Origin of the sequence: Bifidobacterium aquikefiri, from assembly GCF_002259795.1 — a bacterium.
GTDB classification, from domain to species: Bacteria; Actinomycetota; Actinomycetes; order Actinomycetales; family Bifidobacteriaceae; genus Bombiscardovia; species Bombiscardovia aquikefiri.
Window position 1 is genome coordinate 27,001 of the sequence record NZ_MWXA01000009.1, and the last position, 17,889, is coordinate 44,889.

The following is a 17,889-nucleotide window of genomic DNA, read 5'->3' on the forward strand; positions in this document are numbered from 1 at the left end:
GCACTGCACCGTTCCCCTCTCGCTGAGAAATCGGAACGGTGATTGACAAAAGGCGATGACCCCACGGAATGTGATTTCCGTGGGGTCATCGCCATATCACAGCCTTGTATCAGACAGATTCATATCGCCAGGCTTGTGTCACAGACTTGTGTCACAGACAAGTTGCGCAGACTCGTATCATACGAGATAGCGGGCATCGACTTCGACTCTCGGACGGATGTCCAGATTGGTCAGATGGACGTCCTGTGGCGAATCCACAACCATGAGAATCATTTCGGCAACGCTCGAGGCATGAATGTAGCGGTCCGGCTCATAGTCCAGACTCATCTCCGAAGAGATGGTCCTCAGCATCGTCGTATCGATCTGACCGGGATAGAGCGTCGCGACACGCACTCCATTGGCCGACTCCTCAAGCCTGAGCGTATCGGCATAACCACGCAGGGCATGCTTCGATGCGGCGTACACGGCATGCTGTGCCACTGCCCGCTCCCCTGCACCCGAATTCACGAAGACGATCGTTCCACGTCGATCACGCAAGGATTGAATGAGCCCATTGACGATAAGGGCCTGCGAGATCACATTCGTTCTCATCGTCATGTTCCACATATGCTCATCGGCTTCGCAGGCCCTGGAAGTGTGGCATACGGCTGCAGTGAATATCAGCGCGTCAAGCGTCCTTCCCTGCATCGAAAGCAACGCTTCACGAATGGAATCATCGTCCGACAGATCCAGGCTCATGGTCTCTACGCCCAGCTCCTGGAGGGTAGACAGGTCACGCTTCGAACGCGCAGTTGCAATGACACGCCAATGCTCTCTTAGAGCCTTCACTGATGCAAGGCCCACGCCTCCGCCCGCGCCGATGATCAGAGCTGTTCTCTTCTCTGACATATCACACTCCTTTCCATAGTCGCTCGTGGACCTTCCCGATCATCCAAGCCAGCTGCATGCTCTGACCGTCGTGAATGTCCACTTGCCGCATTGCCACGGTGCACCGCATTGCCCAGGGATTTCTCAGATCATGCATTCTTGCCGAGGTATGCTTCCTGGACCGCCGAATTCGATGCCAGGCTTCTTGCAGACCCCTCAAGAACGATCGAGCCGTTCTGCAGTACGAACCCATAATCTGCGATCGAGAGCGCCAACTCCGCCTGCTGCTCGATCAGCAGCACCGCAATGCCCAGATCGTCGCGAAGCATCTTGATCGCATGCAGCACCTCATCGACAAGCTTGGGAGAAAGCCCCATCGTCGGTTCGTCCATGCATATCAGCCGGGGCTTGCTCATCAGAGCACGTCCGAAGGCAAGCATCTGCTGTTCGCCGCCGGAAAGCGTTCCTGCAAGCTGCATATGGCGCTCCTTCAATCGTGGAAATCGTTCGAATATCTCATCTACATCCTCGCGGACCGCCTTGCCCGACTTACGGACGTAGGCGCCGCTCAGCAGGTTCTCAGTGACCGTCATCTCGGGAAATACATGCCTGGCTTCAGGAACCGAGGCGATGCCCCGTCGAATCCTCTGCTCGGTGCTGACCCCCTGAATGTCGCGGCCTTCGTAGATGACCTTCCCACTTCTCGGATTGAGCAGACCGAGCACGGTGCGCATGGTGGTGGTCTTCCCTACCGCATTGCCACCGAGCAGAGAGACGATTTGTCCGGTGCGCACGTTGAGTGATACGTCATAGAGGGTCTGCACAGGGCCATATCCGGCATCCACATGCTGGACGTCAAGAATATAGGGATGCTCGACCGAGATCGGCAGCTTCCTGTGCTCGGAAACCTGATGGCCATCGACAACCTGAGGATCGGGAACGACTTCGACCGTCGAGGCCAGACTCGCCAACGATGCCGAAGCGGAAGACATCGCCGGCTCCTCCGACGCTGACGATGATGTCGAATCCGCTGAATCCACCGATGCAATCTGCCTGTCGCCTCCAAGATAGGCGTTGATTACCTTCGGGTTCCTGCGCACGTCGGCAGGAAGTCCCTCCGCGATGATCGAGCCGTTGTCCATGACGACCAACCAGTCGCACAGCGCCATGACGAAATCCATCTTGTGCTCGACAAGCAGCATCGTATGCCCCTTTGCCTTGAGCTCGAGAAGCTGCTCCATCACCTCGGTCGTCTCAGTCTGATTCATACCGGCCGTGGGCTCGTCGAGGCAAAGGAGATGCGGTTCGGCAATCATCGCACGGCCTATTTCCGTCCTTCGCTTGTTCGCATACGAGAGCGAATAGGTCTGATGCTGGCGCATGGGTTCGAGATGATCCCCGAAGGACTTGACGCTCTGGTCAACGCCATCCTTGACCCCTGCCATCTCCTTGCGTGACTTAGGTCCAGGAATCAGGCTCAGGCACAGCTCCCCGAGTAACGATGCCCATTTCACCACGGGATAGTCCTGAAGACCCTTCCATGGACGGGATGCGGTCATGACCTTATGCAGTCCCATCTCGAGATTCTCATCGACGCTCATGGAACCGAAGACCCTGCCATTCTGGAAGGTGCGCGCGATGCCGACATCCGACACCGCAGTCTGCCGGAAGTGCTCGATATGCGTGCCCTCGAAGACTATCTCTCCCGAATCGGGGTTGAATAGTCCTGAGATCATGTTGATAGTTGTGGACTTTCCCGAACCGTTGGGACCAATGATGCCAACAGTCTCGCCCTTATGGATCCGCAGTGAAATGTCGTTGACTGCATGCACCCCTGAGAATGACTTGTCGAGATGGTTGACTTCCAGGATGGCCGGCCGTGAGGCCTGGTTCGGCTGCTGGCCGCCAAGTGACTTGTTGTCTGCCATGTGACTACTCCTTCTTTGCGAACAAACCCTGTGGACGGAAGATGATGATGAGAATGAGCAGCACTCCGTAGACGATGATTCGACCGCCCGACATGAATCGAAGCAGCTCGGGTGCTCCCACCAGAACGATTGCACCAAGTATCGTGCCGACCGGTGAGCTGAGTCCTCCCAGGACGGCGATGGTCAGCACCAGTGAGGATGTTGCGAATGGGAACATCGAAGGGTCGATATAGGTGTATTGATGTGCCATGAGTGCGCCGGCGATGCCCGCGAAGAATGCCGCGATTGCGAATGCGAGAGCCTTGTACGCCGATGTCCTGATGCCGATGGATTCCGATGCAACGGGATCATTGCCAATGGATTCGATTGTCTTTCCAAGATGTGACTTGCGAATCTTCGTAATGACCAGGAGCTCGATCAGCAGGAACGTCAGAACCAGCACATATTGCAGCTGGGGTGTGAAGAGCGTGAACCCGAAGAGCTGGGGGAACGGAATCCCCGTAATGCCAAGCGAACCTTTGGTTATCGGCTCGAACACACGGATCAGTGCGACCGTTATCGATCCCACTCCAATCGTTGCAATGGCGATGTAATGGCCCGAAAGCTTCCATACCGGGAAGGTGATGATGCTGGAAAAGATCGCCGCAACCAATCCGCCGCAAAGCACTCCGACCAGGAAGGAAGCATGCAGCTGCCCCACCAGAATCGCCGACGTGTATGCTCCCAGGGCTATCGGACCCGCCTGCCCGAGTGCGACCTGACCGGCTGAACCGGAAACCATCGTCAGTCCCATGGCCGCCATCGCATAGATCATGATCTGAATGCCCACGCTTGAGAAATAGTCAGTCGCCAGGAATGGAGCCACGAGCGCGGCGACGATCAGTATCGGCCCAAGCCATCTCGGAATTCTGTAGGGTTTCGCCCCTCCCGAGAATGATCCGGTCATCGGCTCGTGCAACACCTGCTTCTTTCCGAAGAGGCCGTTGGGACGGACGAGAAGAATGATGATAAGCGCGCCGAAGGTGATCAGATCATGCGCGCCATCTCCAAAGGCGTACACTCCCAAGGCTTCGACTATACCTAGGGTGAGACCGCCCACGACGGCTCCCGGCATTGAGCCGAGTCCCCCGATGGTCGCAGCTATGAAGGCCGTCATTCCCACTGAGGAGCCGCTTGTCGGGCTGACGTTCGAATTGAACATCCCGACGAATATGCCTGCGACTCCCGCGAACGCGGATGCAATGACGAAGGAGATGTTCTGGATTCGCTTCACCGGTATGCCCACCTGCTTGGCTGCCTGGGTGTCCTGTGCAGTCGCCCTGATTGCCTGACCCATCTTGCCATATTTCAGGAATGCCGCCATGCTCGCCATGATGGCCACGGTGAGTAGCAGCATCACGATATCGGAGGTCCCGATTCTCACTCCCAGGAATTCGATGTTGTGCGATGGCAGCAATTCAGGGAATGACCTCGTTTCCGTGCCGAAGATCATCTGCGATGTGTTATCGAGAATCATGCCGACGCCTATCGTCGCCAGCAGGGCCGCCACCGATGGGCGGTTCTGCAGGGGCGATATCACGAGCGTGTTCAGTAGCAGCCCGATCAGACCAGTGATGAGCGCAACCAGGATGATGGTGGGCACTATGCCAAGTCCCAGAACGGAACCAAGCCACCAGGCAATCATCATTCCCATGCCGAACACTGCGGCGTGTGCGAAGTTCGCCACGTTGGAGACTCCGAAGATCAGCGACATTCCGAGCGCGACTATGGCATACGCGTTACCGTGCATGAAACCGGTAATCAGTGTATCTACCATGCTTACATCCTTTCTTCATGAACGAGCGGACCGCATCCGCCGCCCTGACCGCCCTGACATCTTCGATGATCGGATATTCGGGGCGGTTCGGGCGGCGAAGCGTCGCGCTCAGTCGGTGATCTGGAACTTTCCGTCAGTCAGTTCAAGCTTGAGGAATGACGTGCTGTCCATTCGACGCGTGCTCTGATTGAACTTGAACGTCGTCTTCGTGCCGACATAGCAAGGGAAGTCGTCCACGGTCTTCAGCGCCTTCTCGACGCCCTCTCTGGTCGCGCTCGTCTTGTTCATTCCGTATGCCAGATCTATGATCGACGCATATGATGTCTGGTTGAATTCACCGGGGTCGGTCTTGTAAGCCGCTCTGAATGCCTTGACGAATTTGGCAGCGTTGGGGTTGGTTGAATCAGGAGTGAATGGACCAATGAGTCGCGTTCCCTCGCCATTCGAACCGGAGAGCTTGATATATTCCTGCGTGATCTGCCCGCCATAGAACAGCCCCGTATAGCCAAGCTTATCGCGCAAGGTGTTGACCACCAGCGCACCGTCCGGCCCATAACCGATATGCACAACTGCGTCGGGCTTCGCATCCCTGGCAGGAATCAGTATTGGCGAAAGATCGGTGGAATCCGCCAGATAGGAGGACTCATAGACGATGCTGATGCCGAGCTTCTTGGCTTCCTTCTTGAATTCGGCGTAGGCCGACTTGCCCCAGTCATTCTCGATGTAGACGGCTGCGATCTTCTTCGCCTTCTGCGCCACCAGCTCTGCGTTCTGCTTCTGGAAAACCGCCTGACTGAACTGTGGTGTCCATACATAGTCGCCGGTCGAAGTGAAATCCGATACCGAATTGTTGAACCCGTAATGGACCAGCTTTGCCTGCTGGAAGGTTGGCGATGCCGCCATGGATGCGCCGGATGAATAGTCTCCTACAACCGCCACCACTGACTTGTCCGCCGCTATCTTGGGGGCGATCGCAGCGGTCTGCTTCGGATCCGACTGCGTGTCGAAATACTTCAGCTCAAGCTTCTTCCCCTGCACACCACCATCGGCGTTGACCTGCTTGACGCCAAGATCAAGACCCTGCTTGAACATCTTTCCATATTCTGCGTATTGTCCCGTCTCCGGATACATGACGGCGATCGCCACGCTTGATGAGCTGCTTTCGCCGCTTGTTCCCGATCCGAAGGTTGAATTCTGTGCGCATGCGCTGGTGAAGAGCAGCGCACCTGCTGTGCAGACTCCGAGGAGTAGTTGTCGTATTGAAATGTGATTGTTTCTTGTCATGATTGTTCTCTCTGCGATGTGTGTTGGTTATGGTGCCATGGATATGCAGGACTCGCGCAGGATCATGCCTCTTGCAGCAAGGTGAGCGCAGAATCCGAGGCCGGAGTCGGAATGGTGCAGCTTGGGGCCAGCAGGAACGGCTTGCCCGCCCGAGATTTGAATGTTTCGCTGAGCTGCTCGCCCACCTCGTCCAGATGCTGATTGTCGCCAAGGAGCGAATAGTTCACACCACCTACAGGCGTGATTCCCATGTCCTCGGTTATTTCAGGGTTGTCAGGCAGGAATTGGTCCCATTGCAGGGCGCTGATTGGATATGAGGTGAACCATTGCGGATGCGAGTTCTTCTGGCAGGTGTGCAGCACGGAGATCTTGCCGTATTCCTTCAGCTTCTCGAGAATCTGAAGATCGTATGGCGTCGAGAATTCCTTGAATTCCTCTTCGCTGAAATACCCGTCGCTCGCCGTTCCCGTGACCGCATAGAACAGTCCGTCGAGACCAGCCCCGCCATCCTCGGGGGCTGCGACAAGTGCGTCAAGGTAGTCTATGAAGGTGTCGGTTATCGCCTGCAGAGCCTTCTTGGCCTCTTCCGGCTGCTCAAGAATCAGTTCCTTTCTCGTGAAGGTCGTCTCTGAGCCGTATACGACCATATTCGGATACAGTGGAAGGCCTGCCAGTTGCAGCAGGGTCGACAGCGGCGAGAACATCGTCTGTATGGTCACGCGATCCGGGAAATGTGCCTTTATGAGTCTGGCTCCCTCGACATGCTCTTGGAGAATGTCGGATTCGGCGATCGTCTTCGCAGTAATCGAAGCCACATCGGCCGGCTTTTCGATTGCCGCCTTGAGCTGCTTCTGGACGGGAACGTCGCCATAATCGTTGGGCAAGAACTGCGCTCCCCAGACTTCCGCGAAGTAGGTGGCTCGTGGATTGATCTTGATCCAGTCCCAATCCCACTTCTCCACGAAGTCGATGGTGTGCTGGGCGAAGTCCTTTGCATCGTTCTCATGCCCGTTGAAATGCTGCCATGCGCTCCTCAGAAAGGGGGTCGTGCTGTCGGAATCGATGATCCCGGCGAATTCTTCGGTTCTGTTCCTTGTCATGTTCTTCTCCTTGATATTGCGTTGATGTGGATTGATGTGGATTGATGTGGTTGAAATTGAAGTTGGTCGATAGGAAGCAGACCTATGCAAGCCCGTCCCCGTGCAGGGCGCAATACATGCGGTCGAAGCTTTCCTGAAGCAGTGGATATGGCATCGCCGTGTTCATCCGCACGCAACCATGCCCCACCTTGCCGCACTCACTGCCATCGGTAAGGGCGATTCCTGCCTTCTCGACGAAGTACCGTGCCGGATCGTCTATTCCCAGCGGGTTGAAGTCAAGCCATGCGATGTAGGTACCTTCGGGGTGGATGTAGCCGACATTGCTGAAGCGGCCCGACATCTCGTCGTCGACCAATGCGATGTTGCGTCTGACATAGTCCATGGCTTCGGAAAACCAAGCCATGCCGTGTTCGTATGCGGCCACCGTTGCGACCGCACCAATGGTCGCCGTCTGATGCTCTGACCACATCTCCCTTCGATTCCACAATTCAAGATCATCTGCGTTGGTGAGAATGACCTGTGCGCACTTGGTTCCGGGAATGTTGAAGGATTTGGAGACCGATGTCGCCGTAACTGCCTGCTTCGCCGTCGTCTCGTCGATCGAGGCAAAGGGAATATGAGTGTGTCCGTCAAATACAAAGGACGCATGGATCTCATCCGAGAAGATGCGTGCCCCGTATTTCCTGGCAAGCGCAGATATGTGCAGAAGCTCATCCTGGGTCAGCACCTTGCCGATGGGATTGTGCGGATTGCACAGGACGAAAGCCCTGCACCCATTCTGGAATGCCTTTTCAATGGCATCGAAGTCGAAAAGCCAGGAACTCTCTTGGCGAAGCATGTCGATTTCGATACATTCGATGTCATAGAGCTGTGGAACGCTCAGAAAAGGCATGTATGCGGGAGTCGGCACGATTACCGAGTTTCCGGATTTAACGAAGTCTCGCAGAAAGATCTCGTAGGCCTCGACAACATCGGGAACCACCTTGACGGCTCCCGAATCGACCTCCCAGCCATACTGATCGCGTTGCCATGCAGAGCATGCATCGGCGACGCGCCTCTTCCATGGATCTGAGATATAGCCCAGCGCGCCCTGCCTGGTGCTTTCAATCATCGCTTCCTGGATGCACGACGCAACGCCATAATCCATTTCCGCGATGAAGGCACCGATGCAGCCAGGGTATCGGGTCCACTTGTCGCCGCCGAGAGCTGCGAGGTCTTCTGCTTCAAGTGCATCGATCCGACGCGCCTTGAAACCGGTTTCTTCATATGCTGCTGTTGTGTTCATGCTGGTATTGTGCATGAATTCGCCGGCTCATTTCGGCACTATCTATCTGTAAAAACTTCAAGCTTGACAAGAATGCTTATATCCGTTAACACTGTTAATCCATTGTATTTCTACAACACATGGATGTCCTCTCATTCTCACTCAAGCAGGTATTTCCTGGCAGCGCGGCGCACCTCCGCACGAACCTGCCGCAGCGACGGTCTGTCGTCACCCCGACGCATCACAAAGAAGACGGAGCGGAATGCATTCGCATCACGAATGGGACATGCCTCCAGACTCTCTCGCACATGGGTCAGTGTCGCCAACCTAGGTACTATCGAAACCCCCATGCCCACCTCCACCAGATTCTGGGTGGCCCAGTAGTCGTCGGTGGAATGAGTGATGTTGGGCGTGAAGCCTGCAGCCTGAGACAGCCTCAGCAGGTTGGCCTGGCACATCGTGCATCCAGCGATCCACTGCTGCGATTGCACGGAAGAAAGATTCACCGCCTGCCGGTTTCTCTGATAGTCCTTTGCGACATCACTGGATTTTCTTACCAGAAGCAACAGCGGGTCCCGCCCGAATTGCTCCATATTGAAATCCTCATGACTTTGCATAAATTCAGGAAGTGCATTGTATCGAAATGTTATTGCGCAGTCCACGCTTCCCTGCGACAAGGATGCCATCGCTTCCGGCGGTTCCATCTGTGTCAGAGTCACTCTCACATCAGATGACCAACTCATATGGACCAGAACTCTCGCGATGAAAGTCGAACAGGCGGAGGGCGGTGCCACAAGTCTGATGTGCGAGGAATGATCGCTTCTGAGGTGCTGAAGGTCCTCGACGACCTGGGTCAGTCTACTGTCGATCAGCTGACCGTGACGTGCGCATGTCAATCCGGCCTGTGTGAGCTCAACCCCTGATGCCGTGCGGCGGACCAGCGTCATGCCGCAATCTTCCTCCAATTTCTTGATTTGCTGACTGATCGCAGGCTGTGACCAGCCATTTTCACGCGCCACCGCCGAGAAGGACCCCAGCCTCTCGACGTTCCACAGTGTGACGAGTGCCTGCGGATTGAAACGTTTCATGTATACCCCCATGCGTCGTATTCCCTATGTAAGCAGCGCTCATGCGCTGATGGAAGGCATCCCTGCGTTCGTTGAATTGCCCATGCCCCTTGAAAAGGGCGGCCGCATCGCGCGGGTAGTGCAAACAATACCCACAGCTTCGCGAACGCAAGGTTTCGTCCATGCAAACTGCATATTCCTACGTAACATTCCCTCAGCGCAGCCATGAATCTATGATGGTGTGCGTGAGCAGAAAATCCAAGAAGACCACCGGAAGGGCTTCGACCCCTGCAACCGTTGCGCTCGAAAGGGCCGGGATCGAATTCCGTACCGTTGAATATGAGCATTCGAGCGAGCACATGGATGATGGCTATGGCATTGAGGCTGCCGAAAAACTGGGTTTGGACCCCAAACGCATCTTCAAGACGCTTCTTGCCGACACAGGAGCGGAAAGAGTCGTCGGCATCGTTCCCGTCAGCGGGCACCTCGATTTGAAAGCCCTTGCGGCAGCAGTGGGCGCCAAGAAGGCAAGCATGGCAGATCCTCGCCGAGCCCAGAGAGAAACCGGCTACGTTCTTGGAGGAATTTCTCCGCTTGGGCAAAGAACACAACACCGCACCGTTCTGGATAGCAGCGCGCTTGCATATTCCGAGATTCTTGTTTCTGGCGGGAAACGTGGGTTTGATATCGGCATCAGTCCACAGGCACTGCTTACTGCACTCAAGGCAACAACGGCCGATATCGGCACGTGGTAGAGCTGGATTCTCCAGTTTGCCGCTAGTATTGTTAACGATAACATACTTGGGAACGATCAATGAAGATTCCCCGTGGTAGGCAGCAACTGACCCTACCCCTCATAATCATGGGAGCGCATTATGACCTTGACTAACATTCAGAGCACTGCACAACAGATGGCAGAGACTGCTTCTACAGTGAGCGCCGACCGACACACAGGTTACGTGCCAAAGCCGATAACGGGACAGCAGTATTCGATTTCGTCCGGCCCATACTCTGCCACCATCGCCGAACTCGGTGCAGGTCTGCGCACCCTCACCTTCGAAGGACATGACATCGTGGTGTCATATGATCCGAACAAGACTGTTCCCTGCTGCAATGGCTATGTTCTCGTACCGTTCCCCAATCGTCTGGAGGACGGCGAATACTGCTTCGAAGGCACAGATCACGCACTTCCCATCGATGAGCGCGAGAGGCAGACGGCACTACACGGTCTCGGATACCGCTACATGTGGGAACTGAAATCGCTTGCGGACACGTCCGTGACGCTCTCCTGGCGCGTTCCAGCCATACTCGGCTACCCCTTCGACGTTGTGGTCACCGTGACCTATTCACTCGGCTCAGAGGGTCTATCCATGACCTGCTCCGCGGAGAATCTGGGAAGTCATGCAGCTCCGTGGGCATTCGGCATTCATCCCTGGCTTTCCAATGGCCGTGCCGGTTATGGCAATGACGAGATCGAGGCAGACAATGCGCTTTGCTCATTGCGTCTTCCGGGCAATACCCATGTGATCGCAAGCAAGGATCGCCTGCTCCCCCAAGGTGAGGAATCCGTTGAGGGCACCCCATATGATCTTCGTAACACGACTTCGCTCACTGGCAAGGTCTTCGATGATGCCTGGACCGACCTCGACCGAGCCGAGGATGGTTCATCGACCGCCATATTCACCCGTTCTGATGGAATAGCGGTTCATCTGAAAGGCGATGCAACCGTCAACGCCTGGCAGGTGTGCACCGGGACCGGATTCCCCGCAGATGCCCATCCCGCAGGTGTTGCCGTTGAGCCAATGACTGCATATGCCAACGCCTTCAGAACCGGCAGAAATCTGGTGACCATCCAACCAGGCGAACGTTATTCGACAACGATTTCCTATCATATTGAACGCGTGTGAGAACGCTGCTCCCAACGCGTGATTTGAATTGGTCTGGACAATGTGGGATAATTCATCAGGCTTATTCGCAATGGAGTAAAGGAGTCCATCATGGGCATGCGTGGACGTAAGCGCAAAGATCGTCGCAAGAAAGCCGCTAACCACGGCAAAAGGCCAAACGCCTGATTCTTAGCGAACATAAAGATCCCCGACGCTCTCACCCTCACTGCTTTTGCGGTGTCAGAGAGACAAAGTCGGGGATTTTTTCATATTCTATGAAGCGCTAAAGGGCTATAGCACCAGAGGTGTGTGGGGAATCGTTTCCTAGTTCTTGTGGGAGTGGGTGTTGCTCCTGTTTGATAATTTTTACGCTGGTATAACGGCACGGCACAAAGTATGTGTGAAACATGCCGTGATGCGTTCTTCCAACTGGGGTTTCGACTGGTTGATAACCCTGTTTGACCTGGGAGGCATGAAAGCAACACTGTGCCCGTATTGCGGCACCATCGTGCATCGCAACAGAACCACGAGAGCGGGAACGACCCGATATCGATGCCCGCTATCCCGACCATCCCGACCATCCCCACCTCCCCTGTCATCCCGACCGAATGTCATCTCGAGTGAGCGGAGCGAGTCGAGAGATCTCACCCTTGCGAGCATCGACAGCGAAGATCCCTCGACTCGCTACGCTCGCTCGGGATGACGGAAGAGGAGCATGGCATCGACTGGAACGAATTACACGCCAGCACACCAGCAAAGACCAAAAACCCACACTTCAGTGCCTATAACCCGCGCCAAACCCTGTGAAACTTATATACAGAACAACGTTACAGCTCATTGACGAGAAGTATCGTCATGCTTCAAGTCCGAAGTGGTTTCATCCATGAACTGGTGCAAACGCCGCAACAGACACTGCGGCGCGACCTGCGGACGAAGATAGTCTCGCAAGGTCTCAATCACAGCACGCTCATGGGCATCACAGCATGTACTCGGGTCAAAGCACTGGGAGGATGTGCTCACCTTGGTAACCTCGATGCTTGTCCGGACCAGTCGGCCATCAGAATCTCGGGTCAATGATACGTGCTCGGTATGCTCAATCCGACCGTTCATATCCGCCCCTTTCCGTGATGCGTGGTGAATGTGTCACCGCTGACTTGGACCCCATGACCCTCATCATGATCGTTACTCTTCTCCATTAACTGTATCGCCGCCCATGGCTTTCGGATTCGCGGTCGGTGAATTATTGCTATCAGCGGCATGGGAATAATCTCGAGCTTCCACCTGTGCCTCTTTATCTGCATCCTGCGCATTGTCATGTGCATGATTGCCGTGGTTGTGCTTGCCGTACCCTCTCTCGCGCGCATATACGGCAAGCTCGCCCTTCAATTGAGCACGAGCGCGATTGAGTCTGCTCATCACCGTGCCAATCTTGATGCCCTCTTCTTCAGCGACCTGATTGTAGCTTTTACCGTCAATCGCTGCGTCAATGAAGACCTTGCGACGTTCTGGACTCAGCTTTTGCAGGGCAGCCATGATCTCCTTGGGCGCGAAGTTCTCAAGATATTCCTGCTCGGCAGATTTCAAACCCTCCGAAGAATGAGCGGAAGCGGAGTAGATATCCCAATCATCGTATTCACCGGTTGAATCGTTGGCTCGCTGAGGTCTGCGCTTGGCTTTCTGATACTGGTTGAAAAAGGCATTGCGCTCGATGGTCGTCATCCACGCCTCGAAGTTGCTGCCAATCTCGAATCGATCGAATGCCTTGAATCCACGTTCGAATGTGTCTTGAACCAGATCCTGGGCATCGTCGGGATTGTTGGTAAGCTTCATGGCTTGCCTGTACAGTGCATTGACGGCAGGCATAGCTAATTCTTCGAAGCGTCTGCGCTTTTCTTGCAGCCGTTCCTTACTTTCCTCTTGTTCCACAAGCCCCGTCTGATCCGCCACACCTCCATTGTGCCATTGCCGACGAATAAGCATTGTTTCGGAGTGTCCGTGTCAAAACGCACAATTACGGATATGAACGATTTGGCGCAAAGCGAGCAACTTCTGAAAACGTTGGAATCCGCACCGCAGCAAACCAGTGAAACCGCATTGTCGAAGTCATGGCTTCTTGGCTTTGATACTGAAACGACAGGGGCACGTCCAGGGCGCGACGCGATTGTCTCGGCAACGCTTGTGTTGAGAGATCCCGAGGGTGGCCACGCCAAGGATGTGCTCGGCGAATGGATCATCAACCCTCATAGACACATGAGTCCCGGGGCAAGCAAGGTGAATGGTTTCACCGATGACTATTTGCAAAAGCATGGGATTGAACCGGAAGATGCCCTCGAATCCATCACACAGGTGATTGCAAGCGCACAGAACAACAATATTCCATTGCTCGCCTATAATGCACCTTTCGATGTTGCCATGCTCCAACACGATTTGGGTCAGTGGAAGCTTGACAGTCTCGAATCCAGAATCACGAACGACAACATACTCGTTGTTGATCCTCTGGTAATTGACCGCGCTGTGTCACATCGAAGTAGCAAGCGCACGCTGAGCTATACGACAGAATATTACGGCGTTGAACCAGATGGGGATTTTCATAATGCAACTGCTGACACGGTTGCGGCAGTCGATTTGATTCAGCCCATGACCACGCTGTATCCGCAGATAGGTCACCTCACCATTGGCGAACTGATGGCTTGGCAGCAACATGCACATAGCGTCTGGAAGGACTCCTTCAACCAATGGCTTGTGTCCAAGGGACGACGCCCCATACATGATGGATGGTTCGAATAGTCACAATCGCATCACCATTGGCGTTGTAGACTTGCAATGATTTTCTGTGATACTTTGACCGGTCAATGAAACATAGTGCTGCACCGCTACCATGGAGAGATATGCGTGGCAAGGGATTCGGATGATGCACATGCCGGATTTGCGCAATGGGTTTCATGGATGATGATCGTTTGGCACACATGATGAATGAAGAGATTGAAGGAATACTGTTATGGCTCTAACCTTGGCTTCTGCAACTCAGCTGCTGAAACGCAATGGTTTGTTACGAGAACTGATCGGTGAGGATCGCTGGACCTTGGATCCACACTCATTCGACAATGCAGACACCAACTTCACTGACATTACCTATGACACGCGCAAGGTCAGTCAAGGCGCTCTGCTGTTCTGCAAAGGGCAGTTCAGGGCCAAATTCCTTGACAACATCGACGACACTGGCCTGGCTGCATACGTGTCGGAAACTCCCTATGCCGACAAGACAAGCTCGGTGGGCATTATCGTCAATGACGTCCGCAAGGCAATGAGTCTGCTGGCAGCCGAGTTCTTTTCCAGGCCTCAGGACAGCATGACGGTAGTGGGAATCACCGGCACCAAGGGCAAGACGACCACCGCATATTTTGTGCAAAGCATCCTCAACAGTTTCAGTGGCAATAAGGCGGCTCTGTTTTCTTCAGTAGACAATTGCCTTGATGGCGTGCATTATCAGGAATCAGATCTTACTACGCCAGAATCCTTGGATATGTTCCGCATGATGAGCGCTGCTCTTGACAATGGCATGCGCTATCTCGTTATGGAGGTCTCGTCCCAGGCTTACAAGGTGGATCGCGTATACGATCTGCATTTTGACGTAGGCGCTTTTCTGAATATTTCACCCGATCACATCAGTCCAATCGAGCACCCTACATTTGAGGATTATCTGTTCTGCAAGCGTCAGATTACAAAAAATTCATCCCACCTTGTTCTTGGGCGTGATTGCGCTCACGCAGATTTGATCCGTGAAGATGCCAAAGCCTCATCAACGACCGTCTCAAGCTTTGCACTGGACGAAAGCCGTATGAACGATGAGTCTGCACCTTCCGATGACGTTTGCCGTGCTGCTGATTGTCCTGTCAATGACGGCATAGCAACTGTTTGCGCAGTTCCCACCTCGGATACAGAGACCGAGAGCTACTCAATGTATGTCTCTCATGAATCTCTCACGAAGATAGGCGACTTTACGCTCTCCATCGAAGGGGCTTTCAATGCGGCAAACGCTGCCGCTGCCATCGCGATTGCGCTGCATCTTGGCATTCCGCAGGGCAGCAAAGCTCTCCATGCTTTGGAATCGGTGAAGATACAGGGCAGAATGGAACGATTCTCGGCACGCAACGTCATCGCATATGTCGATTACGCGCATAACTATGCGAGTGTGACGGCACTTCTTGACTTCGTTGACCATAAATACGGATCTAAGCATCCACGAATCACGTTGGTAACAGGTTCTGCCGGCAACAAGGCCTACGACCGACGCAAGGAAATCGTCGACGCTGCACAGAACCGTATCGCACGATTCATCTTTACCGAGGAAGACACGGATACCGAACCCCATGTGGACATCTGCAAGCAGATGCTTGGCTATGTCAGCAATGACTCGGTCGAGGCAAGCATCGTCATGGGCCGCACCGAAGCCATCACACAGGCCATTGAGGAGAGCGAGATTCACCATGAAACTCTCAATGTCATTCTTATCATTGGCAAAGGCGAGGAACGTTGGATCAAGGATCACGGCAAGCATAAGCAGTATGAGGGCGATGATATCGCAGTTGAGCGCCTTCTTGCGAAGTACAATCGGCACGTACAGGATTGAGGGATCGTTGTGAAAAAGTTTCAGCCATTTCTTCTCGGCAGTGACATAAATGTGTATGGCATGGCTCGCGCCTTCCATGAACAATATGGCATCGTCTCGAAGGCATATGCACACTTCCAGCTTGCCCCAACCAAATACAGCAGGATCGTCGACGTCACGATTGTCCCAGAATTCGATGAACTCGATGCCTTCAGACACTACATGCTGCAACTTGGCGCTTCATTCAAGGCGCAGCACCCGGATACGGTTGCCCTGCTCATTCCTTGCAGCGACGTGTACGCCAATCTGCTGAGTCAGTGTGGCGATGCATTGCGCAAGTATTTTGTCTATAACACTCTCGATGACGATATCAGCCATCGACTGAGTTACAAGAGCAGTTTCTATAAGATCTGCGAACAGTTCGATCTTCCGCATCCGCTCACCAAGACTGTCGATAAGGCAGCCGTTGAGCGAGGCGAGTACCGGAATCTACCCTTTGGTTTTCCTGTTGCCATGAAACCAGCCAATAGTGTCGAGTGGCTCAACATCGATTTTGAAGGGCGAAAGAAAGCCTTTATTCTCAATACTCCTGCCGAACTCGAAAACGCCATCCAGAAATCATACAAGGCCGGCTACACATCTGAGATGGTCATTCAGGACTTCATCCCCGGCGATGACGACCGTATGCGCGTGTTGAACGCTTATGTCGATCAGCATCATCGGGTTCGCATGATGTTTCTCGGCCACCCCCTGCTCGAGGATCCAACACCGGTTGCAATAGGCAACTATGCTGCGATTCTGCCGGATTACAACGAAGAGGTATTTCGAAAGATCGCCACGTTCCTTGAAGCGATTCAGTATGAAGGCGTGGCTAACTTCGATATGAAATTCGATGTGCGTGACCAGACATACAAGCTTTTTGAAATTAACCTGCGTCAGGGCAGAAGCAGTTATTTTGTGACCCTGAATGGCTTCAATCTCGCGAAATATTTCGTTGATGACTTGGTCGAAGACAGCAAATTCGATGGACATATCGTCTTTGGACGTGGCAACAAGCTGTGGCTTGAGATCCCACGTTCCATCTTCAAGACGTATGTTGCCGACAATGCTGACAAGAGAGTTGCACTAGAGATGATGAAACGTGGTGATTGGGGTACCACCCTTGAATATTCTCGAGACATGAACCCCTTGCGTTGGCTGCTCATACGGCATATGTTCAATATTTACAAGAGGGGCTACAAGCAGTATTTCATCAAGAAGGCGGATAAATCATGAAGCAATTCTTTGCAGTGATAGGTGGTATGGGCACACTCGCCACAGAGAGCTATATCCGACTTGTTGATGAACTGACCCATGCTCATGAGGATCAGGAGTTTCTCGATTACGTGGTATTCAACGATTCAAGCGTTCCTGACCGCACTGAATTCATCTTGGGCAACAGTTCAGAGAGCCCATTTCCCTATATTGCAGATGATATTCGCAAGGCAACGGCCATCGGAGCCTCGTTCATTACGCTCCCCTGCAACACGGCGCACTATTTCTTTGACGAGCTTCAGGCACTCACGCCAGTCCCGATCATTCACATGCCCAAAGTCACGATTGAGCGTATGTCGAAACTCTACCCCGCTGCTGAGCACCCGCGCGCGGCTTTCATGGGCACGCGCGGCAGTCTGGTGTCTGGAATCTATAGCACTGCGGTCAAGGCAGCAGGGTATGAATTCGTTTCTCCCGATGAGGCCATTCAAGAGAAGATCAGCTACCTGATCTATCACGATGTAAAAGAGACCGGCAACCTTAACAAGGATCGTTACACTGAAGCCCTTGATGACATGCTCACGGGTCTTCATTGCGACATCGTGATCCTCGGCTGTACCGAACTTTCGGTATTGAACGAGGCATTCCCCATGCCTCAGCTGCCCATCGTCGATGCACAGGCGGTTTTGGCCGATGAAACGGTCAAACAGGCGAAAAAATTGCGCTGAATCATCCCAATTCGAAAACCTTTTTGTTCATTGTGAACTTCTCAAAGTATCAAGACCAGATATCGCTGCCTTCGTGAGCTCAAATC

At 53.8% G+C, this 17,889-nt stretch carries 16 protein-coding genes; 7 read left to right on the top strand and 9 right to left on the bottom strand.

From position 1 onward, the window contains the following. Positions 1-177: 177 nt before the first annotated feature. The 7 genes from BAQU_RS09210 to BAQU_RS09240 all read right to left on the bottom strand — a co-directional run bounded on the left by BAQU_RS09210 (position 178) and on the right by BAQU_RS09240 (position 9,359). Positions 178-888, bottom strand: a complete 711-nt coding sequence (locus BAQU_RS09210) for an SDR family oxidoreductase (RefSeq protein WP_094694969.1) — start codon at positions 886-888, stop codon at positions 178-180. 128 nt (positions 889-1,016) lie between these two features. Then, positions 1,017-2,795: an ATP-binding cassette domain-containing protein gene (locus BAQU_RS09215; RefSeq protein ID WP_094694971.1), complete on the bottom strand. Its 1,779-nt coding sequence runs from the start codon at positions 2,793-2,795 to the stop codon at positions 1,017-1,019. Positions 2,796-2,799: 4 nt separating this feature from the next. Beyond that, a complete protein-coding gene (locus tag BAQU_RS09220; RefSeq protein WP_094694973.1) occupies positions 2,800-4,611 on the bottom strand; it encodes an ABC transporter permease in 1,812 nt (603 codons plus the stop codon). A 108-nt stretch (positions 4,612-4,719) separates the two neighbouring features. After that, positions 4,720-5,895: an ABC transporter substrate-binding protein gene (locus tag BAQU_RS09225; protein ID WP_094694975.1), complete on the bottom strand. Its 1,176-nt coding sequence runs from the start codon at positions 5,893-5,895 to the stop codon at positions 4,720-4,722. Positions 5,896-5,957: 62 nt separating this feature from the next. Continuing rightward, entirely contained in the window at positions 5,958-6,995 is a 1,038-nt protein-coding gene (locus BAQU_RS09230; RefSeq protein WP_094694977.1) for a uroporphyrinogen decarboxylase family protein, read from the bottom strand. An 82-nt stretch (positions 6,996-7,077) separates the two neighbouring features. Then, positions 7,078-8,295 carry a MalY/PatB family protein gene (locus BAQU_RS09235; protein ID WP_094694979.1) on the bottom strand — a complete coding sequence of 406 codons (1,218 nt, stop codon included), beginning with the start codon at positions 8,293-8,295 and terminating at the stop codon, positions 7,078-7,080. A gap of 122 nt (positions 8,296-8,417) precedes the next feature. Continuing rightward, the gene (locus BAQU_RS09240) at positions 8,418-9,359 is read right to left on the bottom strand and encodes a LysR family transcriptional regulator (RefSeq protein ID WP_244568514.1); all 942 of its coding nucleotides are present in this window, start codon (positions 9,357-9,359) and stop codon (positions 8,418-8,420) included. A 203-nt stretch (positions 9,360-9,562) separates the two neighbouring features. Here BAQU_RS09240 and ybaK point away from each other — a divergent pair, with 203 nt between their 5' ends. The 3 genes from ybaK to BAQU_RS10790 all read left to right on the top strand — a co-directional run bounded on the left by ybaK (position 9,563) and on the right by BAQU_RS10790 (position 11,398). After that, on the top strand, positions 9,563-10,081 hold the full coding sequence (ybaK, locus tag BAQU_RS09245; RefSeq protein ID WP_094695154.1) for a Cys-tRNA(Pro) deacylase: 519 nt from the start codon (positions 9,563-9,565) through the stop codon (positions 10,079-10,081). 156 nt (positions 10,082-10,237) lie between these two features. Continuing rightward, a complete protein-coding gene (locus BAQU_RS09250) occupies positions 10,238-11,233 on the top strand; it encodes an aldose 1-epimerase family protein (protein ID WP_094695156.1) in 996 nt (331 codons plus the stop codon). Between the two features lie 90 nt (positions 11,234-11,323). Beyond that, positions 11,324-11,398, top strand: coding sequence for a 50S ribosomal protein bL37 (locus BAQU_RS10790; RefSeq protein ID WP_003817083.1), 75 nt, complete (start codon positions 11,324-11,326; stop codon positions 11,396-11,398). 648 nt (positions 11,399-12,046) lie between these two features. Here the strand turns inward: BAQU_RS10790 and BAQU_RS09255 are convergent. Together BAQU_RS09255 and BAQU_RS09260 are read right to left on the bottom strand one after the other, a co-directional pair. Further along, a complete protein-coding gene (locus BAQU_RS09255) occupies positions 12,047-12,322 on the bottom strand; it encodes a hypothetical protein (RefSeq protein WP_094694981.1) in 276 nt (91 codons plus the stop codon). Positions 12,323-12,394: 72 nt separating this feature from the next. Next, complete coding sequence (locus BAQU_RS09260; RefSeq protein ID WP_244568521.1) at positions 12,395-13,075, bottom strand: sigma-70 family RNA polymerase sigma factor; 681 nt, start codon at positions 13,073-13,075, stop codon at positions 12,395-12,397. Positions 13,076-13,231: 156 nt separating this feature from the next. On the opposite strand from BAQU_RS09260, the gene BAQU_RS09265 reads away from it, so the two are divergent. The 4 genes from BAQU_RS09265 (at position 13,232) to BAQU_RS09280 (ending at position 17,803) form a co-directional block, all read left to right on the top strand. Then, positions 13,232-13,999, top strand: a complete 768-nt coding sequence (locus BAQU_RS09265; protein ID WP_094694985.1) for an exonuclease domain-containing protein — start codon at positions 13,232-13,234, stop codon at positions 13,997-13,999. A gap of 211 nt (positions 14,000-14,210) precedes the next feature. Further along, positions 14,211-15,842, top strand: a complete 1,632-nt coding sequence (locus tag BAQU_RS09270) for a UDP-N-acetylmuramoyl-L-alanyl-D-glutamate--2,6-diaminopimelate ligase (RefSeq protein ID WP_094694987.1) — start codon at positions 14,211-14,213, stop codon at positions 15,840-15,842. A 9-nt stretch (positions 15,843-15,851) separates the two neighbouring features. Next, on the top strand, positions 15,852-17,096 hold the full coding sequence (locus BAQU_RS09275) for a carboxylate--amine ligase (protein WP_094694989.1): 1,245 nt from the start codon (positions 15,852-15,854) through the stop codon (positions 17,094-17,096). Continuing rightward, complete coding sequence (locus BAQU_RS09280; RefSeq protein WP_094694991.1) at positions 17,090-17,803, top strand: aspartate/glutamate racemase family protein; 714 nt, start codon at positions 17,090-17,092, stop codon at positions 17,801-17,803. The genes BAQU_RS09275 and BAQU_RS09280 overlap by 7 nt, the downstream gene beginning before the upstream one ends. The last annotated feature ends 86 nt before the right edge of the window (positions 17,804-17,889 follow it).